Source organism: Pseudomonas sp. P1_F1_2 (assembly GCF_056405815.1).
Window position 1 is genome coordinate 1 of the sequence record NZ_JBFUBK010000055.1, and the last position, 25774, is coordinate 25774.

General features: G+C 59.0%; 22 protein-coding genes. 15 read left to right on the forward strand and 7 right to left on the reverse strand.

The window, feature by feature from the left end:
• Positions 1-10: 10 nt before the first annotated feature.
• Positions 11-751 carry a phosphoadenylyl-sulfate reductase gene (locus AC1D2P_RS17280; RefSeq protein ID WP_077430595.1) on the reverse strand — a complete coding sequence of 247 codons (741 nt, stop codon included), beginning with the start codon at positions 749-751 and terminating at the stop codon, positions 11-13.
• Positions 752-924: 173 nt separating this feature from the next.
• Between AC1D2P_RS17280 and thrH the strand changes: the two genes are divergently transcribed.
• Entirely contained in the window at positions 925-1542 is a 618-nt protein-coding gene (gene thrH, locus AC1D2P_RS17285) for a bifunctional phosphoserine phosphatase/homoserine phosphotransferase ThrH (RefSeq protein ID WP_033055708.1), read from the forward strand.
• 126 nt (positions 1543-1668) lie between these two features.
• Here thrH and pabB read toward each other — a convergent pair whose 3' ends face one another.
• The 4 genes from pabB to rloA form a co-directional block, all read right to left on the reverse strand.
• Entirely contained in the window at positions 1669-3006 is a 1338-nt protein-coding gene (gene pabB / locus AC1D2P_RS17290; RefSeq protein ID WP_046027068.1) for an aminodeoxychorismate synthase component I, read from the reverse strand.
• Between the two features lie 248 nt (positions 3007-3254).
• Entirely contained in the window at positions 3255-4241 is a 987-nt protein-coding gene (locus AC1D2P_RS17295) for an alpha-L-glutamate ligase-like protein (protein WP_046027067.1), read from the reverse strand.
• Positions 4241-5776, reverse strand: coding sequence for an osmotic stress tolerance membrane protein RloB (rloB, locus tag AC1D2P_RS17300; protein WP_109785979.1), 1536 nt, complete (start codon positions 5774-5776; stop codon positions 4241-4243). The genes AC1D2P_RS17295 and rloB overlap by 1 nt, the downstream gene beginning before the upstream one ends.
• Before the next feature lie 5 nt (positions 5777-5781).
• Complete coding sequence (rloA, locus tag AC1D2P_RS17305; protein ID WP_046027065.1) at positions 5782-6318, reverse strand: retropepsin-like aspartic peptidase RloA; 537 nt, start codon at positions 6316-6318, stop codon at positions 5782-5784.
• Between the two features lie 301 nt (positions 6319-6619).
• Between rloA and AC1D2P_RS17310 the strand changes: the two genes are divergently transcribed.
• From AC1D2P_RS17310 to prpD, 6 genes are all read left to right on the forward strand, one after another.
• The gene (locus AC1D2P_RS17310; protein WP_404942948.1) at positions 6620-7336 is read left to right on the forward strand and encodes a GntR family transcriptional regulator; all 717 of its coding nucleotides are present in this window, start codon (positions 6620-6622) and stop codon (positions 7334-7336) included.
• Positions 7333-8223: a methylisocitrate lyase gene (gene prpB, locus AC1D2P_RS17315; RefSeq protein ID WP_027922545.1), complete on the forward strand. Its 891-nt coding sequence runs from the start codon at positions 7333-7335 to the stop codon at positions 8221-8223. Before AC1D2P_RS17310 ends, prpB begins: the two co-directional genes overlap by 4 nt.
• A 202-nt stretch (positions 8224-8425) precedes the next feature.
• Positions 8426-9553, forward strand: coding sequence for a bifunctional 2-methylcitrate synthase/citrate synthase (gene prpC, locus AC1D2P_RS17320; RefSeq protein WP_109785977.1), 1128 nt, complete (start codon positions 8426-8428; stop codon positions 9551-9553).
• A 184-nt stretch (positions 9554-9737) separates the two neighbouring features.
• Positions 9738-12332: a Fe/S-dependent 2-methylisocitrate dehydratase AcnD gene (gene acnD, locus AC1D2P_RS17325; protein WP_477757645.1), complete on the forward strand. Its 2595-nt coding sequence runs from the start codon at positions 9738-9740 to the stop codon at positions 12330-12332.
• Positions 12333-12398: 66 nt separating this feature from the next.
• Positions 12399-13589 (forward strand): 2-methylaconitate cis-trans isomerase PrpF, encoded by a 1191-nt coding sequence (gene prpF / locus AC1D2P_RS17330; RefSeq protein WP_046027061.1) that lies wholly within the window; start codon positions 12399-12401, stop codon positions 13587-13589.
• Positions 13590-13791: 202 nt separating this feature from the next.
• Positions 13792-15276, forward strand: a complete 1485-nt coding sequence (gene prpD, locus AC1D2P_RS17335) for a 2-methylcitrate dehydratase (RefSeq protein WP_477811525.1) — start codon at positions 13792-13794, stop codon at positions 15274-15276.
• Here prpD and AC1D2P_RS17340 read toward each other — a convergent pair.
• Complete coding sequence (locus AC1D2P_RS17340; protein ID WP_175649010.1) at positions 15269-16153, reverse strand: DMT family transporter; 885 nt, start codon at positions 16151-16153, stop codon at positions 15269-15271. The genes prpD and AC1D2P_RS17340 overlap by 8 nt on opposite strands.
• 137 nt (positions 16154-16290) lie before the next feature.
• Between AC1D2P_RS17340 and AC1D2P_RS17345 the strand changes: the two genes are divergently transcribed.
• Positions 16291-17700: an aminotransferase-like domain-containing protein gene (locus AC1D2P_RS17345; RefSeq protein ID WP_223522476.1), complete on the forward strand. Its 1410-nt coding sequence runs from the start codon at positions 16291-16293 to the stop codon at positions 17698-17700.
• A 110-nt stretch (positions 17701-17810) separates the two neighbouring features.
• On the opposite strand, the gene ppsR is transcribed toward AC1D2P_RS17345, so the two are convergent.
• The gene (ppsR, locus tag AC1D2P_RS17350) at positions 17811-18629 is read right to left on the reverse strand and encodes a posphoenolpyruvate synthetase regulatory kinase/phosphorylase PpsR (RefSeq protein WP_046027057.1); all 819 of its coding nucleotides are present in this window, start codon (positions 18627-18629) and stop codon (positions 17811-17813) included.
• 174 nt (positions 18630-18803) lie between these two features.
• On the opposite strand from ppsR, the gene ppsA reads away from it, so the two are divergent.
• The 7 genes from ppsA (at position 18804) to sigX (ending at position 25737) form a co-directional block, all read left to right on the forward strand.
• Positions 18804-21179, forward strand: a complete 2376-nt coding sequence (gene ppsA / locus AC1D2P_RS17355) for a phosphoenolpyruvate synthase (protein ID WP_046027056.1) — start codon at positions 18804-18806, stop codon at positions 21177-21179.
• Positions 21180-21270: 91 nt separating this feature from the next.
• The gene (locus AC1D2P_RS17360) at positions 21271-22260 is read left to right on the forward strand and encodes an alpha/beta fold hydrolase (protein WP_223522474.1); all 990 of its coding nucleotides are present in this window, start codon (positions 21271-21273) and stop codon (positions 22258-22260) included.
• A 149-nt stretch (positions 22261-22409) separates the two neighbouring features.
• Entirely contained in the window at positions 22410-22901 is a 492-nt protein-coding gene (gene rraA / locus AC1D2P_RS17365) for a ribonuclease E activity regulator RraA (RefSeq protein ID WP_046027054.1), read from the forward strand.
• A 24-nt stretch (positions 22902-22925) separates the two neighbouring features.
• Entirely contained in the window at positions 22926-23921 is a 996-nt protein-coding gene (locus tag AC1D2P_RS17370) for a zinc transporter ZntB (protein ID WP_046027053.1), read from the forward strand.
• Positions 23922-23984: 63 nt separating this feature from the next.
• Positions 23985-24233 carry a hypothetical protein gene (locus AC1D2P_RS17375; protein ID WP_046027052.1) on the forward strand — a complete coding sequence of 83 codons (249 nt, stop codon included), beginning with the start codon at positions 23985-23987 and terminating at the stop codon, positions 24231-24233.
• A 2-nt stretch (positions 24234-24235) separates the two neighbouring features.
• On the forward strand, positions 24236-25060 hold the full coding sequence (locus AC1D2P_RS17380) for a mechanosensitive ion channel family protein (protein ID WP_008048604.1): 825 nt from the start codon (positions 24236-24238) through the stop codon (positions 25058-25060).
• 86 nt (positions 25061-25146) lie between these two features.
• A complete protein-coding gene (gene sigX, locus AC1D2P_RS17385) occupies positions 25147-25737 on the forward strand; it encodes an RNA polymerase sigma factor SigX (protein ID WP_010456518.1) in 591 nt (196 codons plus the stop codon).
• The last annotated feature ends 37 nt before the right edge of the window (positions 25738-25774 follow it).

The following is a 25774-nucleotide window of genomic DNA, read 5'->3' on the forward strand; positions in this document are numbered from 1 at the left end:
TCAGGCGGAATCAGCCTTTGGATTTGCTGATGATATTCCCCGCATGCAGCCCGCATTCTTTCTGCGTTGCTTCTTCCCACCACCAGCGACCTTCGCGTTCGTGCTGGTTCGGCAGCACCGGGCGAGTGCACGGTTCGCAGCCAATGCTGATGAAGCCGCGCTCATGCAGGCTGTTGTACGGCAACTCCAGCATGCGGATGTAGCCCCAGATTTCCTCGCTGGTCATCTGCGCCAACGGGTTGAATTTGTACAGGGTGCGCTCGGGTGTCGAGAACGCGGTGTCGATCTCCAGCACCGCTACGGCGCTGCGAGTGCCTGGGCTTTGGTCGCGGCGCTGACCGGTGGCCCAAGCGGTTACGCCGGACAGCTTGCGGCGCAGCGGTTCGATCTTGCGGATGCCGCAGCATTCGCCATGGCCATCCTTGTAGAAACTGAACAGGCCTTTTTCCTTCACGAACGGTTCAAGTTTCGTGTAGTCCGGCGACACCAATTCGATGTCGATCTTGTAGTGCTCACGCACCTGATCGATGAAACGGTAGGTTTCCGGGTGCAAGCGGCCGGTATCGAGACTGAACACTTTGACGTTCTTGTTCAGTTTCCAGGCCATGTCCACCAGCACCACGTCTTCGGCACCGCTGAAAGATATCCACAGGTCATCGCCAAACTCGGCGAACGCGAGTTTCAGGATGTCCTGGGCGGATTTGTTGGCATAGGTCGTGGCGAGTTCCACGACGTCGAACGTTGGGCTCATCAGGGCGGCTTCCTACAGGTCGGTGGCGCTGGGCGCTCTATATGGACCAGATGGTAACAAAATCCTGCGGCTACTGGCGCGCCCTCTGCGTTGCGCCCGTCAGCTTGAATCGCTAGAGTTCGGCAGTCTTTTTGCTCGCTCGACTCAATAATCAATACAAATGGGAGTGTCTTGTGGAAATTGCCTGTCTGGATCTTGAAGGTGTACTGGTCCCGGAAATCTGGATCGCTTTCGCCGAAAAAACCGGGATCGAATCGCTCCGGGCCACCACTCGGGACATTCCCGATTACGACGTGCTGATGAAGCAACGCCTGCGCATCCTCGACGAGCACGGTTTGAAACTCACCGACATTCAGGAAGTGATTGCCACGCTGAAGCCGCTCGATGGCGCCATTGAGTTCGTCAACTGGCTGCGTGAGCGCTTTCAGGTGGTGATTCTGTCGGACACGTTCTACGAGTTTTCCCAGCCGCTGATGCGCCAACTGGGCTTTCCGACGCTGCTCTGCCATCGCTTGATTACTGACGATTCCGGTCGGGTGACGAGCTATCAGTTGCGTCAGAAAGATCCCAAGCGTCAGTCGGTCCTGGCCTTCAAGAGCCTTTACTACCGGGTGATTGCGGCGGGCGACTCCTACAACGACACCACGATGCTGGGTGAGGCGGACGCCGGGATTCTGTTCCACGCGCCGGACAATGTGATCCGCGAGTTCCCGCAGTTCCCGGCGGTGCATACGTTTGAGGACTTGAAGCAGGAGTTCATCAAGGCTTCGAACCGGGCATTGAGTTTGTAATCGTTTTCGAGGACGCCATCGCGGGCAAGCCTTGCTCCTACAGATTTTGTGTCGTACGCCGGAAGTCGGAACGACTCAGAACCCGTAGGAGCAAGGCTTGGTCCGGGCGGCGTTCCGACGATGCTTTTAAAGGTTCTGCAGGGTATCGAGCAGCACCTTCACCTTGGTAATCGACTCCTGGTACTCAGCCTGCCACTCGGAATCGGCGACGATCCCGCCGCCGCCCCAGCAACACACCTGTCCATCCTTGACCAGCAGGCTGCGAATCGCGATGGAGCTGTCCATCTCGCCGCGCACATCCAGGTACAACAACGAGCCGCAGTACAAGCCGCGACGGGTCGGCTCCAGCTCATCAATGATCTGCATCGCACGAATCTTCGGCGCACCGGTGATCGAGCCGCCGGGGAAGCTGCCAGCGATCAGGTCCAGCGCATCGCGGTCATCGGCCAGTTCACCGGTCACGCTGCTGACCAGGTGATGCACGTTCGGATAGCTTTCCAGGCTGAACAATTCCGGTACGCGCACCGAGCCAATGCGGCAGGTGCGGCCGAGGTCGTTGCGCAGCAGGTCGACAATCATCAGGTTTTCCGCGCGATCCTTGGGGCTGGCCAGCAATTCGGCGGCGTTCGCTGCGTCTTCGGTGGCGGTCAGGCCGCGAGGGCGGGTGCCTTTGATGGGGCGGGTTTCCACATGGCGTTGGCTGACTTTGACGAAGCGCTCCGGTGACAGGCTCAGTACCGCGCCGCCGTCGGGCAGGCTCTGGAAACCGGAAAAGGGTGTCGGGCACGCCGCCCGCAGCGCGCAGTAAGCGGTCCATGAATCGCCCTCGCAGGGTGCGCGAAAGCGCTGGGCGAAGTTGACCTGATAGCAATCACCGGCCTGAATGTATTGCTGGATACGCTCCAGCGCCTGGCGGTATTCGTCAGCGCTGAGGTCGGCACTCATCGGCGCGTTCAGTTTGAAGGGGGCCACGGCATCAGCCGTCGGCTGGCTGAACAGCGCGATCAGACGCTGGCATTCGCTGTCGATCAACGACGGATGAAACACCAGTTGGCTGGTCTTCAAGTGGTGATCGCTGATCAAGGCCCAGTCGTACAGCCCGAAACGCGCGTCGGGCAATTGCAAATCGTCTTGTGCCTGACTCGGCAGATGTTCCAGGTGCCGACCGAAGTCGTAGCTCAGATAACCGATCAGGCCGCCGGCGAAGGGCAGGTCAAACGGAACATTCGCTTCGCCCAGTTGCGCCAGATTCTCGCGCAGGCGTTGCAGGAAGTCGTTGCCGCTTTCGTCAGGCAGCACGGCCAATTGCGCCAGCGGCCAGGCGCTGAGCAGATCAAAGCGGCCACGCTCGGCACTCGGCCGGCCACTGTCGAGCAGTACGGCGCCGGGGGCATGACGAATCGCCGCGAAGTACTCGGCGGGATTGGCGCGATAGGGGAGCGGGTGTACGGAACAGGTCAACATGGGCGGGGCGGGTCAGCCATCGAGGCGGGGTGGCGATTGTAGTCCTCTGCAGGATTTGCTCCTAGAGGGGATGTCGGGGATTGGCAGGTTGGGGGACGGATAGGGTGCTGTAGCGGCTGGAAATCAGCCATCGCGAGCAAGCTCGGCTCCTACAGGATGATCGTTCCCACGCTCTGCGTGGGAACGATCATTTGCGCAATCCTTGCAGGAGCCGAGCTTGCTCGCGATGGTGGCGACTCGGTCCCGAATCAGCCCTCAACCGCCGGAATATGCCCAAACATCTCCTGCACAAACTCCACCCGCTCACGAACCGTCTCGGTGATCCCGCGTGCCTTCAACTCCTCCAGTCGCGCTTCAACCGCATGCGTGCGCAATGTCAGGCCGCAATCGTTGGCGATCTGGATGTTCAGGCCCGGTCGGGCATTGAGTTCAAGGATCAACGGGCCTTTTTCCTGGTCCAGGACCATGTCGACCCCGATATAACCCAGCCCGCATAGCTCATAACAGCCGGCAGCGAGTCTCATGAAACCGTCCCAGTAGGGCAGTTGCACGCCATCGACGGCGTTGGTGGTGTCCGGGTGCTTGGTAATGATGTTGTTCAGCCAGGTGCCGCGCAGTGTCTCCCCGGTCGCGAGGTCGACACCGACGCCGATGGCGCCCTGGTGCAGGTTGGCCTTGCCGCCGGATTGCCGGGTCGGCAGGCGCAACATGGCCATCACCGGGTAGCCCATCAACACGATGATGCGGATGTCCGGCACGCCTTCGTAGCTGATGCTCTTGAAAATCTGGTCCGGGATCACCCGATACTCGATCAGCGCACGGTCGCGGTGACCGCCCAGGGAATACAGGCCGGTCAGGATGCTGGAGATATGGTGCTCGATCTCCTCATGGCTGATGATCTTGCCGGACACCGTGCGGTAGCGGCCTTCGAAACGGTCGACAATCACAATGATGCCGTCACCGCCCGCGCCCTGGGCCGGTTTGATCACGAAGTCGGTACGCCCGCCGATGATCTCGTCGAGGTTGTCGATTTCTTTCTCGGTAGAAATAACGCCATACAGTTCCGGCACATGGATGCCGGCGGCGATGGCGCGTTCCTTGGTGATGATCTTGTCATCGACAATCGGGTACAGGCTGCGCTTGTTGTACTTGAGCACGTAGTCGGCGTTACGCCGATTGATCCCCATGATGCCCCGGGCTTCCAGGGCCTTCCAGGTCTTCCAGAAGCCGAACATCAGGCGTCAGCCTTCTTCAGGAAAGCCTTGAAACGCACCAGTTCGGTCAAGCGGTAGCCGCGATAGCGACCCATCGCCAGCATGAAACCCACCAGGATCAACAGGATCGCCGGGAAGGTGAACACGAAGTAAACCAGCTCCGGCACGGTCATGATCAGGTGCGCCAGGGACGCTGCGAACAGGGTGCCGATGGCCACTTTCATGGCGTGCCCAGAGCCGCGTTCTTCCCAGGTAATCGACAGGCGTTCGATGGTCATGGTCAGAATCACCATCGGGAACAGCGCCACCGACAGCCCGCGCTCCAGGCCCAGTTTGTGGCTGAACAGGCTGATGGCCGCAATCAACACCACCACGAAGGTCAGTACCACCGAGAGTCTGGGCAGCATTTGCAGCTTCAGGTGTTCAAGGTAGGAGCGTAGCGACAGCCCCAGCGCCGTAATGATCGTAAACAGCATGATGCCGAAACCGAGCTGGGTTTCGCGGAAGGCGAGGGCGATCAGCACCGGGGTAAAGGTGCCGAGCGTCTGAATGCCGATCAGGTTGCGCAGGATCAGAATCACCAGTACGCCAATCGGGATCATCACCATGATCATGAACGTCTGCTGGGTTTGCAGCGGCAGGCCGTACAACGAGTACTCAAGGAAACTGGCGTCGGTGTTTTCGTCGGTCAGCTTGGCCAGGCGAATGGCGTTCATTTCGCTGTTGTTCAGGCTGAAGGTCACGTTGGCTTTTTTGCCGCCATCGACCGTGATCAGGTTTTCATCGCCCGTCCACCACAGCAGGCGGTCGGTCGGCAGACCTTGTTCACCGGTTTCCGGGTTGAAGTACAGCCAGTCGGTGCCATTGAAGCTGCGCAACCACAGTTCAGGGATTTGCGGCTGGTCGGCCACCAGGCGAATGGTGTGGACTTTTTCCACCGGCACGTGGGCGATGGACAGCACCAGTTCGACGATTTTGGCTTTGTGAGCGGAGGAAGGATCGCCGGCCAGCAGCAACTTCACATTGTCGTCGTTGACGTTGTTGACCCGCTTGATGGCTTCACCGATGAAGGTTTCGACGTCGGCCGAGTGCTGGCGAATAGGGGCGAGCAGGGCTTCTGCGGCGATTTTTTCCGGGCCTTCGACGGCGATGCTGTCGCGGAAGGTCGGGCCTTTGATCTTGGATTTTTCGCCGGTGTAGCGTTTGGTCAGCACCAGGCGGTAATAAAGGGTTTGATTGCCTTTGGCCCGACGCGCCGACCAGGTGACCTTGCGGTTGCCGTCGACACGGTTCACGGCGACGCCGTAGTTATTGGAAATGAAGCTCTCGTTGAGGCTGACGTAATCGCGGCTCAGTGGCGGTACGAACATCTGGATCTTGACCGGATCCTTGGCACTGGCGACGAACTCGACCTTGGCGTCGATGTTCCACAAGTCGTCGGTGGCGTCTTCGGTCACGGGAATCCCGAGCACGAAGATCTGATAGGCCGTAACTGAAATGCCCAGCACCACCAGGATGGTGATCAGCAGTTTCAGATGGAGGGTAAGAGAGCGCATTGGAATTACTCTGCGGTATGAGCGTCGGTGGCGCAGGCGGGTTTGCCAGCAGCGTATTTAAGACTGGGGTCAACCAGCGCGTCGAAGCGCTTGAGCGCTTCGGAGCCGATCAACAGCGGGTATTGGAAGGCGCTGCGGTCGGTCAGGTTCACTTCGATGCTGCGTAAAGCCGAACCCATGCAGATGTCCAGCTCGATCACCGGGCGGGCCGTGTACTTCTTGCCTTCTTCCGGGTCGTAGTCACCGGCCCGGCGCTTGATCTTGCTGACCCGGGCCAGTGGCCGTTCGATCGGGTGCGAATGAGCGGTGTCGATGGCTAGATAGAAGCGCACCCAGGATTCGCCATTGCGTTTGAAGCGTTTGATGTCGCGCGCACTCAATGAAGCGGTTTTCGCCCCGGTGTCGAGTTTGGCCGCGACTTCAAGGTTGATGCCATCCAGGGAGGCGTACTCGTTGAGGCCGTACACCGTTTTCCCCGCCGCCGCGGCAAAACCGGGCAGACACAGTAGATAAAGGAATGTAGGGAGAAGCTTGAGTCTCATAAATCCTGGCGCGCAGCGGTCCGTACTTGATTCAAGGCCCTGGCATCGCTGCGCAAGCTCCCTCGTATGCCTATCAGCCATTTGTGACAATCAATGCAGATGTCCCAAACAATTGCGGGCGGCATTCTAGCACGGTGGCTTGATGGCGCCAGCGCTGGCAGGCGGCTATAAATGGTAGTGCTGCTTTGTTATGGTGCGGCAGGTTATTAGACGATTGTCGACAATATCCAATTAACCTTTGACTGTGCGGCCGGTTTTCGCTAGTTTTTGCCGCATCAGCTTTCAAGGTGTCGACAATATGCTGGATCAACTGGATCCCCCGCTCACAACGCAAGACGATTCGGAGACGCTTTCCGAAAACGTCTTCCGGCGTATTCAAGCGGCCATCGTCAAGGGTGAAATCGCCCCGGGCAGCAAGATCTCCGAGCCAGAGCTGGCGCGTACCTACGGCATCAGCCGCGGGCCACTGCGTGAGGCGATCCATCGCCTGGAAGGCCAGCGCCTGCTGGTGCGTGTGCCGCACGTCGGGGCACGGGTGGTTTCGCTCAATCATGCCGAGCTGCTGGAGCTCTACGAGATCCGCGAATCCCTTGAAGGCATGGCCTGCCGTCTCGCTGCCGAGCGCATGACCCTTGAAGAAATCGACGAACTGCGTCGGGTCCTCGAAACCCATGAGCGCGATGAGGCGTTTCAGGCCGGACGTGGCTACTACCAGCAGGAAGGCGATTTCGACTTCCATTACCGGATTATCCAGGGCAGCGGCAATCGCACGTTGACCCAAATGCTCTGTGGCGAGCTTTATCAATTGGTGCGCATGTACCGCATCCAGTTCTCCACCGTACCCAATCGCCCACATCAGGCGTTTGCCGAGCACCACCGAATTCTCGATGCCATCGCCGACCGTGACGGTGAGCTGGCCGAGTTGTTGATGCGCCGTCACATCGGCGCCTCCAAACGCAATATCGCCCGTCATTACCAGGACGGCGCTAACCCGACAGCCAAACGAGGTGAGTCATGAGTTTGAACAAGAGCACTCCAGGCCAGCGTTTCCGCGATGCGGTCGCCAGCGAGCATCCATTGCAAGTGGTCGGCGCGATCAACGCCAACCACGCGTTGCTGGCCAAGCGCGCCGGTTTCAAGGCGATCTACCTGTCGGGTGGCGGGGTGGCTGCCGGCTCCCTCGGCGTACCGGACCTGGGCATCACTGGCCTGGATGACGTGCTGACCGACGTGCGTCGCATCACCGACGTTTGCGACCTGCCGCTGCTGGTGGATGTGGACACCGGTTTCGGTTCTTCGGCGTTCAACGTTGCCCGCACCGTGAAGTCGATGATCAAGTTCGGCGCCGCAGCCGTTCACATCGAAGACCAGGTCGGCGCCAAGCGCTGCGGTCACCGCCCAAATAAAGAAATCGTGTCGTTGCAGGAAATGGTCGACCGCATCAAGGCTGCCGTTGATGCGCGTACCGATGACAGCTTCGTGATCATGGCCCGTACCGACGCCCTGGCCGTCGAAGGCCTGGAGTCTGCCCTGGATCGCGCGGCTGCGTGCATCGAGGCCGGCGCCGACATGATCTTCCCGGAAGCCATCACCGAACTGGACATGTACAAGCTGTTCGCCAGTCGTGTGAAAGCCCCGATCCTGGCCAACATCACCGAATTCGGTGCAACACCGCTGTACACCACCGAGCAACTCGCCGGTGCCGATGTATCGCTGGTGCTGTACCCGCTGTCCGCCTTCCGTGCGATGAACAAAGCCGCGGAAAACGTCTACACCGCTATCCGCCGGGACGGCACGCAACAGAACGTCATCGACACTATGCAGACGCGCATGGAGCTTTACGATCGCATCGACTACCACACCTTCGAGCAGAAGCTCGATGCGTTGTTCGCCGCGAAGAAGTAATGAAGGACGCAATCATGTAGCAGCTGCCGAGCCCGCGAGGCTGCGTTCGAGGCCGAAGGACTCGCCAAATCAGGCGAGGATTTACGACTGCTTCGCAGCCGGACGCTGCCTCGCGGTGCTCGACAGCTGCTACGGATGTGCGATGTAAATCTGAAAGAAATTGCAGATTCCCTGACAAATTCAAAAAATACTGGAGACAGCAATGGCCGAAGCAAAAGTACTCAGTGGCGCCGGGCTCCGTGGCCAGGTTGCCGGGCAAACCGCACTGTCCACCGTGGGCCAGTCGGGCGCCGGTTTGACCTATCGTGGCTATGACGTTCGTGAGTTGGCGGCGGACGCGCAATTCGAAGAAGTCGCTTACCTGCTGCTCTACGGCGAACTGCCGAGCAAAGCGCAACTGGCCGCCTACGTCGCCAAACTGAGCAAGCTGCGGGACCTGCCGCAAGCCTTGAAAGAAGTACTGGAACGCATCCCCGCCGACGCCCACCCGATGGACGTGATGCGTACCGGCTGCTCGTTCCTGGGCAACCTGGAGCCGGAGAACAACTTCTCCGAGCAACACGACAAAACCGACCGTCTGCTGGCCGCGTTCCCGGCGATCATGACGTACTGGTATCGCTTCAGCCACGAAGGCAAGCGCATCGACTGCGTGAGCGACGAGCAATCCATCGGCGGCCACTTCCTGCACCTGCTGCACGGCAAGAAGCCGAGCGAGTTGCACGTCAAGGTGATGAACGTTTCGCTGATCCTCTACGCAGAGCACGAGTTCAACGCCTCGACGTTCACTGCGCGTGTTTGCGCGTCCACCTTGTCGGACCTGTTTTCCTGCATCACTGCTGCAATCGGTTCGCTGCGCGGTCCACTGCACGGCGGCGCCAACGAAGCGGCGATGGAAATGATCGAGCGCTTCAGCTCGCCGGAAGCGGCGATCGAAGGCACCCTCGGCATGCTCGAGCGCAAGGACAAGATCATGGGCTTCGGTCACGCGATCTATAAGGACAACGATCCGCGCAACGAGGTGATCAAGGGCTGGTCGAAAAAACTCGCGGACGAAGTGGGCGACAAGGTGTTGTTCCCGGTTTCCGAAGCCATCGACAAGACCATGTGGGAGCAAAAGAAACTGTTCCCGAACGCCGACTTCTACCATGCCTCGGCGTACCACTTCATGGGCATTCCGACCAAGTTGTTCACCCCGATTTTCGTCTGCTCGCGCCTGACAGGCTGGGCTGCACACGTGTACGAACAGCGCGCCAACAACCGCATCATCCGCCCAAGCGCCGAGTACACCGGCGTTGAGCAGCGCAAGTTCGTGCCAATCGAACAACGCTGAATGGTGGAGGCCGGCTAACCGCAAACCTGTAGGAGCCGAGCTTGCTCGCGATGACGGACTGACATTCAACATTGATGTCGTCTGATACACCGCCATCGCGAGCAAGCTCGGCTCCTACAGGGGATCGGTTTCAATGCAATGCCAGGCCCCACCCTTTGTAACTACCGTGACCCGAGTCCTGACGATGAACACACAATTCCGTAAAACGCTTCCCGGCAGCCATCTGGATTATTTCGACGTCCGCGCGGCGGTCGAGGCCATCCAGCCCGGCGCCTACGACACCCTGCCGTACACCTCCCGCGTGCTGGCGGAAAACCTGGTGCGTCGCTGCGACCCGGCCACGCTCACCGATTCCCTGAAGCAATTCATCGAACGCAAGCGCGACCTCGATTTCCCGTGGTTCCCGGCCCGTGTGGTGTGCCACGACATTCTCGGCCAGACCGCACTGGTCGACCTCGCCGGCCTGCGTGACGCCATCGCCCTGCAAGGCGGCGATCCTGCGCAAGTAAACCCGGTGGTGCCGACTCAATTGATCGTCGACCACTCCCTGGCCGTCGAGCGCGGTGGCTTCGATCCGGAGGCGTTCGAGAAGAACCGCGCCATCGAAGACCGTCGCAACGAAGACCGTTTCCACTTCATCAACTGGACCAAAAAGGCGTTCAAGAACGTCGACGTGATCCCGCCAGGCAACGGCATCATGCACCAGATCAACCTGGAGAAAATGTCTCCGGTGATCCAGGTACGTGACGGCGTAGCGTTCCCCGACACGTGCGTCGGCACCGACAGCCACACCCCGCACGTCGATGCGCTGGGTGTGATCGCCATCGGTGTGGGTGGCCTGGAAGCCGAGAGCGTCATGCTCGGTCGTGCTTCCTGGATGCGTCTGCCGGAAAGCGTCGGCGTTGAATTGACCGGCAAGCTGCAACTGGGCATCACCGCCACCGACATGGTGCTGGCGTTGACCGAGTTCCTGCGCAAGCAAAAAGTCGTTGGCGCATGGCTGGAGTTCTTCGGTGAAGGCGCCGCCGCGCTGACCCTCGGCGACCGCGCAACCATTTCCAACATGGCCCCGGAATACGGCGCCACGGCTGCGATGTTCTACATCGACCAGCAAACCATCGACTACCTCAAACTCACCGGCCGTGAAGACGATCAGGTGCAGTTGGTCGAGCATTACGCCAAGACCACTGGCTTGTGGGCCGACAGCCTGAAAGGCGCGCAATACGAGCGCGGCTTGACCTTCGACCTGTCGACGGTCGTGCGCAACATGGCTGGCCCGAGCAACCCGCACGCCCGTGTGGCGGTTTCGGATCTGGCCGCCAAAGGCATCTCCGGCCAATGGGACGATGTACCGGGTCAAATGCCCGATGGCGCCGTCATCATCGCCGCCATCACCAGCTGCACCAACACCAGTAACCCGCGCAACGTGATCGCTGCCGGCCTGCTGGCGCGTAACGCCAACAAGCTCGGTCTGACCCGCAAGCCATGGGTCAAGTCGTCCCTGGCCCCGGGTTCGAAAACCGTCGCCCTGTATCTGGATGAAGCCGGCCTGACCGATGAGTTGGACAAGCTCGGTTTCGGTGTCGTCGCCTTCGCTTGCACCACCTGCAACGGCATGTCCGGCGCACTCGATCCGGTGATCCAGCAAGAAATCATCGACCGCGATCTGTACGCCACGGCGGTGCTCTCCGGTAACCGTAACTTCGACGGCCGGATTCACCCGTACGCCAAGCAAGCGTTCCTTGCTTCGCCGCCATTGGTGGTCGCTTACGCCATTGCCGGGACCATCCGTTTCGACATCGAAAAAGATGTGCTGGCCGTGGTCGATGGCAAGGAAATCCGCCTGAAGGACATCTGGCCGAGCGACGAAGAAATCGACGCCGTGGTCAAGGCATCGGTGAAGCCGGAGCAGTTCCGCCAGGTCTATATTCCGATGTTCGCCATCCACGAAGACACTGGCCCGAAAGTCGCGCCGCTGTACGACTGGCGCGAAATGAGCACCTACATCCGCCGTCCGCCGTACTGGGAAGGCGCGCTGGCCGGCGCTCGTCCGCTCAAGGGCATGCGCCCGCTGGCGGTACTGCCGGACAACATCACCACCGATCACCTGTCGCCGTCCAACGCGATCATGCTGGACAGCGCCGCCGGCGAATACCTGGCGAAAATGGGCCTGCCGGAAGAGGACTTCAACTCCTACGCGACTCACCGTGGTGACCACCTGACCGCGCAGCGCGCGACATTCGCCAACCCGAAACTGTTCAACGAAATGGTTCTGGAAAACGGCAAGGTCAAGCAGGGTTCGCTGGCTCGCGTCGAGCCGGAAGGCCAAGTGATGCGCATGTGGGAAGCGATTGAAACCTACATGGAACGCAAGCAGCCGCTGATCATCATTGCCGGCGCTGACTACGGTCAGGGTTCGTCCCGCGACTGGGCAGCCAAGGGCGTGCGTCTGGCGGGTGTGGAAGCGATTGCCGCTGAAGGCTTCGAGCGCATTCACCGCACCAACCTGGTGGGCATGGGCGTGTTGCCGCTGGAGTTCAAGGCCGGCACCAACCGTCACACCCTGGCCATCGACGGCAGTGAAACCTACGACGTGATCGGCGAGCGCACACCGCGTGCCGAGCTGACGTTGGTGATCCATCGCAAGAACGGCGAGCGCGTCGATGTGCCGGTGACCTGCCGCCTCGACACCGCCGAAGAAGTGTCGATCTACGAAGCGGGCGGCGTGTTGCAACGCTTTGCCCAGGACTTCCTCGAAGAGTCGGCAGTCGCCGTTTAACACACGCTGTACAGACACGGGACTTCAAGTCCCGTGTCTGTTTTCAAGGTAAGGAGTAACGAGCACATGGCTCACGCAGCTCAGATCAAAATCCCTGCCACCTACATGCGTGGCGGCACCAGCAAAGGCGTGTTTTTCAGCCTGCAAGATCTGCCCGAAGCGGCACAGGTTCCAGGCCCGGCCCGCGATGCTTTACTGCTGCGCGTGATCGGCAGCCCCGACCCGTACGACAAGCAAATCGACGGCATGGGCGGTGCGACGTCCAGCACCAGCAAAACCGTGATTCTGTCGAAAAGCCTCAAGGCCGATCACGACGTTGATTACCTGTTCGGTCAGGTGTCCATCGACAAGCCTTTCGTCGACTGGAGCGGCAACTGCGGCAACCTGACGGCAGCGGTCGGTTCGTTCGCCATCAGTAACGGACTGGTCGAAGCCAGCCGCATTCCGCACAACGGCGTGGCCGTGGTTCGCGTGTGGCAGGCCAACATTGGCAAGACCATCATTGCCCATGTGCCGATCACCAACGGTGAAGTGCAGGAAACCGGTGATTTCGAACTCGATGGTGTGACCTTTCCAGCCGCCGAAGTGCAGGTCGAATTCATGGACCCGGCAGCGGAAGAAGAGGGCGGCGGCGGTTCGATGTTCCCTACCGGCAACCTGGTGGATGACCTCGAAGTACCCGGCGTCGGCACCTTCAAGGCGACCATGATCAATGCCGGCATCCCGACGATTTTCGTCAATGCCCAGGACATCGGTTACACCGGCACCGAGTTGCAAGGCGCGATCAACAGCGATCCGAAAGCGCTGCTGATGTTCGAAACCATCCGCGCTTATGGCGCATTGCGCATGGGCCTGATTTCGAACATCGACGAAGCGGCCAAGCGTCAACACACCCCGAAAGTGGCTTTCGTGGCCAAACCGGCGGACTACGTTTCGTCCAGCGGCAAGGCGATTGCGGCGGGCGATGTCGACCTGTTGGTGCGTGCGCTGTCGATGGGCAAATTGCACCACGCGATGATGGGCACCGCAGCGGTGGCCATCGGCACGGCGGCCGCGATTTCCGGCACGTTGGTGAACCTCGCCGCCGGCGGTGTCGAACGCAACGCGGTGCGCTTCGGGCATCCGTCGGGCACGCTGCGTGTCGGTGCCGAAGCCAGTCTGGTCAACGGTGAATGGGTCGTGAAAAAAGCCATCATGAGCCGCAGTGCGCGGGTGTTGATGGAAGGTTACGTCCGTGTACCGGGTGATTCGTTCTGAGATAAAAGCTAAACCCTGTGGGAGCGGGCTTGCCCGCGATGAGGCCCGCACATCCGAAATTGATGTCGGCTGATACACCGCTATCGCGGGCAAGCCCGCTCCCACAGGTTATTGCATTTCAATAACAAGAATGGTTACACCAACCGAGACTGATCCCTGAACCGAGGTCCCATCAACGAACCACTTCAAGAGTGAATCGAACATGAGTGCCAACGTCGACCAGAACATCCGCCCCGAGTACGACCGTGTCCTACAGGACATTGCCGACTATGTCCTTACCTTCAAAATCGAATCCCAAGAAGCCCTCGACACCGCCCGTAATTGCCTGATGGACACACTCGGCTGCGGTCTTCTGGCCCTGCGGTTTCCCGAATGCACCAAACACCTGGGGCCTCTCGTCGAAGGCACCGTTGTGCCGTTCGGTGCCCGCGTGCCCGGCACCAGCTATCGTCTTGATCCGGTCAAAGCCGCGTGGGACATCGGCTGCACCGTGCGCTGGCTCGATTACAACGACACCTGGCTCGCCGCCGAATGGGGGCATCCATCAGACAACCTTGGCGCGATTCTCGCGGTGGCCGATCACCTCTCGCAAAAACGTCTGGCCAATGGCGAGGCGCCGCTGACTGTTCGCACGGTGCTGGAAGCGATGATCATGGCCCACGAAATTCAAGGTGTGATCGCCCTGGAAAACTCCTTCAATCGCGTAGGCCTCGATCACGTCGTGCTGGTGAAAGTGGCCTCGACTGCCGTCACCGCCAAACTCATGGGCRCCAATCGCGAGCAATTGTTGTCGGCGTTGTCCCATGCGTTCGCGGACGGTCAGGCGCTGCGCACCTATCGGCATGCGCCAAATGCCGGCTCGCGTAAATCCTGGGCGGCCGGCGATGCGACCAGTCGTGGCGTGCGGCTGGCAGGCATCGCGATGCGTGGCGAGATGGGAATTCCCGGTGTGCTGACGGCCAGACAGTGGGGCTTTTACGACGTCTTGTTCAGCCACACCAACAACGATCTGGCGCTCAAGCCTGAAGGCAAACGAGCCTTCAGTTTCTCGCGGTCGTACGGCAGTTATGTGATGGAAAACGTGCTGTTCAAAATCAGCTTCCCGGCGGAGTTTCATGCGCAAACCGCCTGTGAAGCCGCCGTGACGTTGCACCCGCTGGTTCGCAATCGTCTGCACGAGATAGACCGCATCGTCATCACCACCCACGAGTCGGCGATCCGCATCATTTCCAAAGTCGGCCCGCTGGCCAACGCCGCCGACCGCGATCACTGCCTCCAATACATGACCGCCGTGCCGTTGGCGTTCGGCACTCTGGTGGCCGAGCACTACGAAGACGACTTCCACGCTGCGCATCCGATCATCGATGTGCTGCGCGAGAAAATGGTCATCGTCGAAGACCCGCGCTTCACCCGTGAATACCTGGAAGCCGACAAACGCTCCATTGCCAATGCGGTGCAAGTGTTCTTCAAGGACGGCTCCAGCACCGAGAACGTGGTGGTGGAGTATCCAATCGGTCATCGCCGTCGTCGCGCCGACGGTATCCCGCTGCTGGAAGACAAGTTCAAAGCGAATCTGGCCACGCGTTTTACCGCTCAGCGCAGTGCGCAGATTGTTACGCTGTGCAAGGATCAGACTGCCCTCGAAGCCATGCCGGTCAACCGCTTCATGGATTTGTTGGTCATCTGAGCCACTTTTCCACAGGCAGTTTGGTGATCGCAAACCCTGTCAGCAAAATCGCCGAGTAGATCATCAGTTCCCGGGACAAGGTTTGCCCCTCGTACCAGGCGCCGATGATCACGGCGAACACCGGAAAGATGATAAACACGAACGACAAAATGATCGGGCTAAGCCGTTTGAGCAGCAGGAAATAAACGATAAAACCGCCCACCGAGGCCACCAGCCCGAGATAGAGCAGGGCACTCCATGAACGCAGGCTGATCGCCGTAAACACCGGCGCTTCGACCGTCAGTCCGGCGACGAACAACATCAATCCGGCAATGCCGATAGGCAAGGTGTTGTAGGTGATCACGCTGATCGCCGTGCCGTGTTTTTTGGTCACCACATAACACAACGCATGCATCACTGCGGCGCAGAGAATGGCCAACACTCCGAACAATTCGGCATGGTCCAGATGCAGGCCCTGGCTGCGAATAATCATGAACAAACTGCCGAAGCCAATGGCGATGCCGAGTACCTGTGAAGGGTAGATTTTTTCCCGCAGGAACAACGCCGAAAACACCAGGATGAACACGGGCATGCAACTGAACAGCAGGGCGGTCAGCCCGGACGAAACGTGCATCTCGCCGTAGTTGAGCAAGTAGTACGGCAGGCTGAAGTACGACAGCGTGACGAACACAAAAAACCAGCGGCTTTTTTTCGGAAATCGCAGCGGTTCACGACGCAACAGCGCGAAGGTCAGGAACAGTGGAAAGGCCATCAGGAAGCGCAACCCGGCCGCGGTCAATGGCGGCACCGTTTCAACGGCAATCTTGATCCCCAGCCAGGTCGTGCCCCAACTCAGGCACACGATCAGGAACAACACACTGGTAACGAGCGCGGCCAGCCAGGGTTTTTCAGGGGTTGAAGACGTGCTGATGGCGACGGACATGATCGAGCTCCCGGAGTCGGCGCAATTGACCTGCATCTGTAAACGGTCTATCCATGATTGCACCTGTTTTCAGCACGCTATTCGGGGCATCAATGACTGTCAAAACAAGTATTGCCATGGTGTCAATTCTGCGCGACGGGCTGGCCAATGGTGTGGGCGTGAAGTACAAGCGCCTTGCCGATGCCGTGCACAAAAGCATTGTCGACGGATTGATCGAACCCGGCTGCAAATTGCCGCCCCATCGACTGCTGGCCGATAGCGTCGGTGTGACCATCGGCACCGTCAGTCGCGCTTACGGCGAACTCGAACGAATCGGTGTGGTAGTCGCTCGCGTCGGTGACGGGACGTATGTGCGTCAGCAAGGGATGGAGCGTGTGCGAGACGCAGGCTTTCGCAATGTCAGCGACGAACCGCAGCCGTTTTTTGACATGAGCCGCAATCAACCGATTCCGGGGCAGGAGGCGCTGTTTCTGAGCCAGAGTCTGCACGCCGTGTCGCTCGATTCTGCAGCGATGCAGCGCGTCAGCGGCTACACCGCCGATGTCGGTTTGCAGCACTACCGCGAGGCGGGTGCACGTTGGCTTCAGCACGGTGCGTTTGCGCCGCACGCGGATCAGATTGTCTGCGTGAATGGCGGCCAGCACGGTCTGTTGTGTGCCCTGATGGCGCTGCTCAAATCCGGTGATACGTTGGTGACGGAACACCTGACTTATCCGGGGTTGATCAGTGTTGCACGGATGCTGGGGATCAAACTCATCGGCATCGCGATGGACGATGAAGGGCTGATGCCGCAAGCGCTGGAGGACATTTGCCGTCAGCACCGGGTTTCTGCGCTGTACTGCACGCCGACGATCCAGAATCCTACGGCTGCGGTGATGTCCGTCGCACGACGCGAGGCGATTGCACAGGTCTGTCGTCAGCACAATCTGCTGATCTTCGAAGACGAAGCCCACGCGGTATTGGCTCAACAGCGACCGTTGCCGCTGAGCTATTTCGCCCCGGAGCGCTCGGTGCTGATCGGCAGTTTGAGCAAGGCTGTTTCAGCGGGGTTACGGGTTGGCTATCTGCACGCGCCGCAGCCGTTGATCGGACGCTTGAGCGCCGCGGTGCGCGGGACCTGCTGGATGGCCAGTCCGTTGACGTTGGAAGTGGCGAGCCTGTGGATAGAAAACGGCATGGCCGAGCAGTTGTTGGCGCAGCAAATTGCCGAGATCAGCCGTCGTAAATCATTGGTGGCGGGGTTGCTGGAAGGGGCGGTGTACAAGACTCATTCCCACAGTCCGCATTTCTGGATCGAAGTGCCCGAACCGTGGCGGGCGTCGCAGATTGCGGCGGAGCTCAAGGAGAAAAATTATCGGGTGGCGACCGCGGAGGCGTTTGCGGTTGGGCATGCCGCCGTTGCGCAGTGTGTTCGGGCGAGTGTGTGTAACTCGGCGGGGGATGATCGATTGTTGTTGCGAGGGTTTGAAGCGTTGGTGGGGGCGTTGGTCGAGACCGAGTAATCGTTCATCGCGGGCAAGCCATGCTCCCACAGGGGCCTCAGTCGTTCACAAATATTGTGTCCACTGAGGATCCCTGTGGGAGCGATTGCGATCAATCAAGCGCCGCAGAACTACTTGAACCGCCGCTCCACACCTTTCTCCACGAGAATTTTCGCCGAGATTTCTTCGACGGAAAAATGCGTGGAGTTGATGTGCGCAATGTTCTCGCGGCGGAACAGGTTTTCCACTTCTCGCACCTCGAACTCGCACTGGGCATAGCTCGAATAGCGGCTGTTGGGCTTGCGCTCGTTGCGGATCGCGGTGAGGCGGTCCGGGTCGATGGTCAGGCCGAACAGCTTGTGTTGATGGGCGCGCAGGGCGTTCGGCAGTGTCAGGCGCTCCATGTCGTCTTCGGTCAGCGGGTAGTTGGCCGCGCGAATACCGAATTGCATGGCCATGTACAGGCATGTCGGGGTTTTGCCGCAACGCGACACGCCGACCAGGATCAAATCGGCCTTGTCGTAATAGTGCGTGCGGGCACCATCGTCGTTGTCGAGGGCGAAGTTCACGGCCTCGATACGCTCCATGTAGTTGGTGTTGGCGCCAATGGAATGGGATTTTCCGACGGTGTAGGAAGAATGCTCGGTCAATTCCTGTTCAAGCGGTGCCAGGAACGTCGAGAAAATGTCGATCATGAAACCATTTGAGGTCGCGAGAATCTCACGAATGTCCTGGTTGACGATGGTGTCGAAAATAATCGGCCGGAAGCCGTCATTTTCGGCGGCTTTGTTGATTTGTTGTACCATGGCCCGCGCTTTATCCACGCTATCGATATACGGTCGCGTGAATTTGCTGAAGGTAATGTTTTCGAACTGCGCCAGGAGGCTTTGACCCAGGGTTTCGGCTGTGATGCCTGTCCCGTCGGAAATAAAGAAAGCAGATCGTTTCATTTGCACCTTGGGCCTTAAGCTAAAGACGAATCTTGGATATGATAGGCGCGGTTTGTTGGCCGCCAGTGGCCCGCATTCTCACTTATTTTCCAGGTCCAGGCCATACAGCTGGCAAACGCTCCTCCGAGCAGCCGGCTCCTGAGCTTTTCCAACACAGTTAGTGGAGAGATCACCTTGGTAGAGTACGTAGTTTCCCTCGATAAGCTCGGCAAACACGATGTTGAGCATGTGGGGGGCAAGAACGCATCCCTGGGCGAGATGATCAGTAACCTGGCAGGTGCCGGTGTTTCGGTGCCCGGTGGATTCGCCACGACAGCTCAGGCTTATCGTGATTTTCTGGAACTGAGCGGCTTGAACGATCAGATCCACGCCGCCCTCGATGCCCTGGATGTCGACGATGTCAACGCCCTGGCCCGCACTGGCGCCCAGATCCGTCAATGGATCATGGAAGCCGAATTCCCCGAGAAGCTCAACGCCGAGATCCGCACCGCGTTCGCCACGCTGTCGGCCGGCAACCCTGACATGGCCGTGGCCGTGCGCTCTTCCGCTACCGCCGAAGACTTGCCGGACGCTTCCTTCGCCGGTCAGCAAGAAACCTTCCTGAACATCCGTGGTGTGGAAAACGTTATCCGCGCCGCCAAAGAGGTGTTCGCTTCCCTGTTCAACGACCGTGCGATTTCCTATCGCGTGCACCAGGGCTTCGACCACAAGCTGGTGGCCCTGTCGGCCGGCGTTCAGCGCATGGTCCGCTCCGAAACCGGCACTGCCGGTGTGATGTTCACCCTCGATACCGAATCGGGTTTCCGTGACGTGGTGTTCATCACCGGCGCCTACGGCCTGGGTGAAACCGTCGTACAAGGCGCTGTGAACCCGGATGAGTTCTACGTCCACAAAGGCACGCTGGCCGCTGGTCGCCCAGCCATCCTGCGCCGCAACCTGGGCAGCAAAGCCATCAAGATGATCTACGGCGAAGTCGCCACGGCCGGTAAATCGGTCAAGACCATCGACGTCGACAAGGCTGATCGCGCACGTTTCTGCCTGAGCGACGCCGAAGTCAGCGAGCTGGCCAAGCAAGCGATGATCATCGAGAAGCACTACCAGTGCCCGATGGACATCGAATGGGCCAAAGACGGCGACGACGGCAAGCTCTACATCGTTCAGGCTCGCCCTGAAACCGTGAAGAGCCGTACCCAGGCTAACGTCATGGAGCGTTACCTGCTGAAAGAAACCGGCACCGTGCTGGTTGAAGGTCGCGCCATTGGCCAGCGCATTGGCGCCGGCAAGGTACGCATCATCAAGGACGTGTCCGAGATGGACAAAGTCCAGCCGGGCGACGTGCTGGTTTCCGACATGACCGACCCGGACTGGGAACCGGTCATGAAGCGCGCCAGCGCCATCGTCACCAACCGTGGCGGTCGTACCTGCCACGCGGCGATCATCGCTCGCGAGCTGGGCATCCCGGCCGTGGTCGGTTGCGGCAACGCCACCCAGCTGTTGAAAGACGGCCAGGGCGTGACCGTTTCCTGCGCTGAAGGCGACACCGGTTACATCTTCGAAGGCGAACTGGGCTTCGACATCAAGAAGAACTCCGTCGACGCGATGCCGGACCTGCCGTTCAAAATCATGATGAACGTCGGCAACCCCGACCGCGCCTTCGACTTCGCGCAGCTGCCGAACGCCGGTGTGGGCCTGGCCCGTCTGGAGTTCATCATCAACCGCATGATCGGTGTTCACCCGAAAGCGTTGTTGAACTACGACGGCCTGCCGCAGGACATCAAGGACAGCGTCGACAAGCGCATCGCCGGTTACAACGACCCGGTCGACTTCTACGTCGACAAACTGGTGGAAGGCATCAGCACCCTGGCTGCAGCGTTCACGCCGAAAAAGGTCATCGTGCGTCTGTCGGACTTCAAGTCCAACGAATACGCGAACCTGATCGGCGGCAAGCTCTACGAGCCGGAAGAAGAAAACCCGATGCTGGGCTTCCGTGGCGCCTCGCGTTACATCAGCGAATCGTTCCGTGACTGCTTCGAACTCGAGTGCCGCGCGCTCAAACGCGTGCGCAACGAGATGGGTCTGACCAACGTCGAAATCATGGTGCCGTTCGTCCGTACCCTGGGCGAAGCCAGCCAAGTGATCGATCTGCTGGCCGAAAACGGTCTGGCTCGCGGCGAAAACGGTCTGCGCATCATCATGATGTGCGAACTGCCGTCCAACGCGATCCTCGCTGAAGAATTCCTCGAATTCTTCGACGGCTTCTCGATCGGCTCCAACGACCTGACTCAGCTCACGCTGGGCCTGGATCGTGACTCCGGGATCATCGCGCACCTGTTCGATGAGCGTAATCCGGCGGTCAAGAAGCTGCTGGCCAACGCCATCGCCGCGTGCAACAAGGCCGGCAAGTACATCGGCATTTGCGGTCAGGGTCCTTCGGACCACCCGGACCTGGCCAAGTGGCTGATGGAACAGGGCATTGAAAGCGTTTCGTTGAACCCCGATTCCGTACTGGAAACCTGGTTCTTCCTGGCTGAGGGTCAGGCGCAGGCTTGATGTGAATGAAGCCCCGGTCAAGTGGCCGGGGCTTTAAGATTTGAGTAGGGCGGGCTCCTCTGGATGCCGCCCTTTTTTGTGCAAGAGCATTATGCAAAGCAGCAGCAACCTATTTCCTGTCGCCCTGATCAGCGCCGAACGGCGCGGCGATCTGAGCGAAGACGTTTACCGTTTGAAGCCGGGCAACAGCCCTGATGGCACCGTTGAATTGGCCGTCACGCGACTGGGCATGGCCGATGAAGCGGCGGTGCGTGGCGTGCCGGTGATTCTGTTGCACGGCAGCTTTTCCAATCGACGCTTCTGGTTTTCCCCGAAAGGCTTGGGGTTGGGCGCTTATCTGACGCGTCTGGGGTTTGATGTATGGATTCCGGAAATGCGCGGCCATGGCCTGTCCCAGCGCAATCAGAACTACCGCAAGAACCGCGTCGCCGACTACGCTCGTTACGACCTGCCGGCCATCGGTGCTTTTGTGCGCGAGCAAAGTGGCCAGGTCCCGCATTGGATCGGTCACTCGCTGGGCGGGATTACCCTGGCGGCGGCATTGGGCGGTGAGTACATCGGTGAGCCTGTGGTGGCGTCTGCGGCGTTTTTCGGCACGCAAGTCAGCCGCACCTACTGGCCGTTGAAAATACCGCCGGTGGAGTGGGGTGGACGCTTCATTCTCAAGCGCTTTGCGCAGCTGTCGGGCTCACGGCTCAAACGTGGCCCGGAAGACGAGCCGATTGGCCTGGCCCTGGAAAGCATGCGTTGGTACGGTTTGTTCGGGCGCTTTGGCGATGTCGACAAGGACTGGTGGGCCGGATTGGCCAACGTTCAGGTGCCGGTGTTAGCGGTGAGCGCGGTTGGCGATCATCAGGACCCGACGTGGGCATGCCACAAACTGTTCGAGCAGATTGGTAGCGAACACAAGCAGTTCATGAACCTTGGGCGTGAGCATGGCTTTGGCGACAATTTCGGTCACGTGGAAATGCTCGTCAGCAAAGCGGCTCAGGCAGAGGTCTGGCCGTTGGTGGCCCGTTGGTTGGGCGATCAACTGACGCCATTGTTGGGCGACAAGCCGGATCTGGCCGCGGCCATTTGAGCCCGATGCTCTAACAAGGGCATTTCGCTCTGGTCGGCTTGAGGCTAAGATATGACGCATTGTGCTGTTCTGGTCATTTTCAGTGACTGAATTAACGTTTCATTCAGCGCGGCCAACTCGACTGTCTTCTTTTTTACAGGAGTTTCTCGATGAACCATTACCTCACGCCTGACCTGTGCGACGCCTATCCGGAGCTGGTGCAGGTGCTGGAACCGATGTTCAGCAATTTCGGTGGCCGTGATTCTTTCGGCGGCGAAATCGTGACCATCAAGTGCTTCGAAGACAACTCGCTGGTCAAAGAGCAGGTCGAACTCAAGGGTAATGGCAAAGTATTGGTCGTCGACGGTGGCGGTTCACTGCGTCGTGCATTGCTGGGCGACATGCTGGCCGAGAAAGCTGCGAAAAACGGTTGGGAAGGGCTGGTGATCTACGGTTGCATTCGTGATGTCGACGTCATTGCACAGACCGATCTGGGCGTGCAGGCCCTGGCCAGTCACCCGATGAAAACCGACAAGCGCGGTATTGGCGATCTCAATGTTGCGGTGACCTTTGCGGGCGTGACGTTCCATCCAGGCCATTACATCTATGCGGACAACAATGGCGTGATTATCTCGCCAAGCCCGCTGAAAATGCCTGAATAAAGCGTTGCCAACAAAGGAGTGAGGATGTTCGAGGAAGAAAACGCGCAATGGGGCCTGGTGCATGCCCTGGTGCTGGACGGTAAAGGCGGTGCGCGTTCGATAGCCCGGACTGAACTCGATGACTTGCAGCTTCAGGCTTATGAAAGTCTGTGGCTGCACTGGGATCGCAGTCACCCGCAAACTCAGACCTGGCTGCGTAAATCCAGTGGTTTGAGTGAATTCAGCTGTGACCTTCTGCTCGAAGAAAACACCCGGCCGCGCCTGTTGCCGTTGCCGGATGCCGAACTGTTGCTGTTTCTGCGCGGGGTCAACCTGAACCCCGGCGCTGAACCGGAAGACATGGTCTCGGTGCGGATTTTTGCATCGGCCCAGCGTGTTATTTCCTTGCGATTGCGCCCATTGCGCGCAACCGATGAATTGCTGGTGCAGCTCGCCGAAGGCAAAGGGCCAAAAACGGCCTCCGAACTCGTTCTCTATATGGCGCAGTACCTCACCAACAAAGTGCAGGATCTGGTCAGTTGCCTCTCGGAAGTGGTCGATGACGAAGAGGAAAAACTGGATGCCGACGAACGGTATACTCCCGAGCACGGAGCCATTTTGCAGATCCGTCGCAGGGCCGCAGCGCTGAAACGATTCCTGGCGCCGCAGCGAGATATATTCGGTCAGCTGACACGGATCAAATTGCCCTGGTTCGTCGACGACGATGCGGATTACTGGAACGAATTGAACAACAGCCTGACCCGGTATCTGGAAGAGCTGGAATTGACCCGCGAGCGGGTGGGCCTGGTTCTCGAGGCTGAAGACAGACGCTTGAGCGTGCGGATGAATCGCACGATGTACCGCTTCGGGATCATCACCGGGATCTTTTTGCCGATGAGTTTTTTGACCGGTCTTCTGGGGATCAATGTGGGTGGGATTCCGTTCTCGGCCAGTCCGTATGGCTTCCTGATTGCGTGCCTGATGATGGTTTCGGTGGCGGTCGGGCAGTGGTGGTTATTTCGACGTTTGCGCTGGGTCTGAGCATGCGGCATGTGACCCGGGCAAATTTGACCGCGTCTTTCACAGACATCACGAGAGGTGCGTATGCACGATCCGTTTGAACAGTCTTTGCGCGACATGCTCAATGCATCACCGTCCACCCGGGACGACGATGCGTGCCTTGGGCGTGTACTGAAAACCGCCAACCGCCAGGTCGGCGCCGGTGATCTGTTCAGCCTGCTGGGCCGCTGGTTGCCCGCGCTGATGATCGCCCTCAATAACGGCTCGGCCCACATCTCGCCGGTATCCCGTCACCGTAAACCTACCGTTCGCACTGCTGATAAGGCTGATTGAATATGGAACTTGATCTCTGGACTCAGAGCCTCGTCACTGCAATGACTGCGTTATGGACCAAGGTTGCGAACTTCATTCCGAACCTGTTCGGCGCACTGGTCGTGCTGCTGTTGGGTTTTGTCGTGGCGAAACTTTTGGACACTTTGCTGTCCAAGCTGCTGGCCAAACTGGGTCTTGATCGCCTGATGGGCGGTACCGGTCTGACTAAATTACTGTCCCGGGCCGGTCTTCAAGTACCGATCTCTACCTTGATCGGCAAGATTGTCTATTGGTTCGTTCTGCTTATTTTTCTGGTTTCTGCAGCGGAATCCCTTGGACTTGAACGAGTTTCAGCTACGCTGGATATGCTTGCGCTCTATTTGCCGAAGGTGTTCGGTGCGGCGCTGGTCCTGTTGGTGGGTGTCTTGCTGGCACAACTGGCCAATGGATTGGTGCGCGGCGCAGCAGAAGGCGTAGGTCTGGACTATGCTTCCGGGTTGGGACGTATTGCTCAGGGCCTGGTGATCATCATCAGTATCTCGGTAGCGATCAGCCAGTTGGAGGTCAAGACTGACCTGCTCAACCATGTGATCGTTATCGTATTGATTACCGTTGGTCTGGCGGTAGCGTTGGCCATGGGTTTGGGAAGCCGGGAAATTGCCGGTCAGATTCTTGCGGGAATCTATGTGCGTGAGTTGTATCAGGTTGGGCAACAAGTGCGTGTTGGCGAGGTCGAAGGCCAGATCGAAGAGATCGGCACGGTTAAAACCACATTGCTGACCGATGAGGGTGAGCTAGTCTCTCTCTCAAATCGGATTCTCCTGGAGCAGCATGTGAGTAGCCGCTAACCCGGCAAACCCTGCTAATGTACGCCGCCGCAAAATGCCCTGAGGGGCTGCGGCGGACATTGACCTGACTGTCGGCCCGACTTGTTTTGAATAAAGCTCAATCGCTCTCCACGCGCTACGACCCCCGCGAGCTCTCTGATGAGGAGTTGGTCGCGCGCTCGCACACCGAGCTGTTTCACGTAACGCGCGCCTATGAAGAACTGATGCGGCGTTACCAGCGAACATTATTTAACGTCTGTGCCCGATACCTTGGGAACGATCGCGACGCAGATGATGTCTGTCAGGAGGTCATGTTGAAGGTGCTGTATGGCCTGAAGAACTTTGAGGGTAAATCGAAGTTCAAGACATGGCTATATAGCATCACGTACAACGAATGCATCACACAGTATCGGAAGGAACGGCGAAAGCGTCGCTTGATGGACGCTTTGAGTCTGGACCCCCTCGAGGAAGCGTCTGAAGAGAAGACGCCGAAACCTGAGGATAAGGGTGGACTTGATCGCTGGCTGGTGTATGTAAATCCGATTGACCGTGAAATTCTGGTGCTACGATTTGTCGCAGAGCTGGAATTTCAAGAGATCGCGGATATCATGCATATGGGATTGAGTGCGACAAAAATGCGGTATAAACGTGCTCTAGATAAATTGCGTGAGAAATTTGCAGGCATTGCTGAAACTTAGTTCAGCGCAAATATCTCTTACGTGTAGGCAAGTTCTG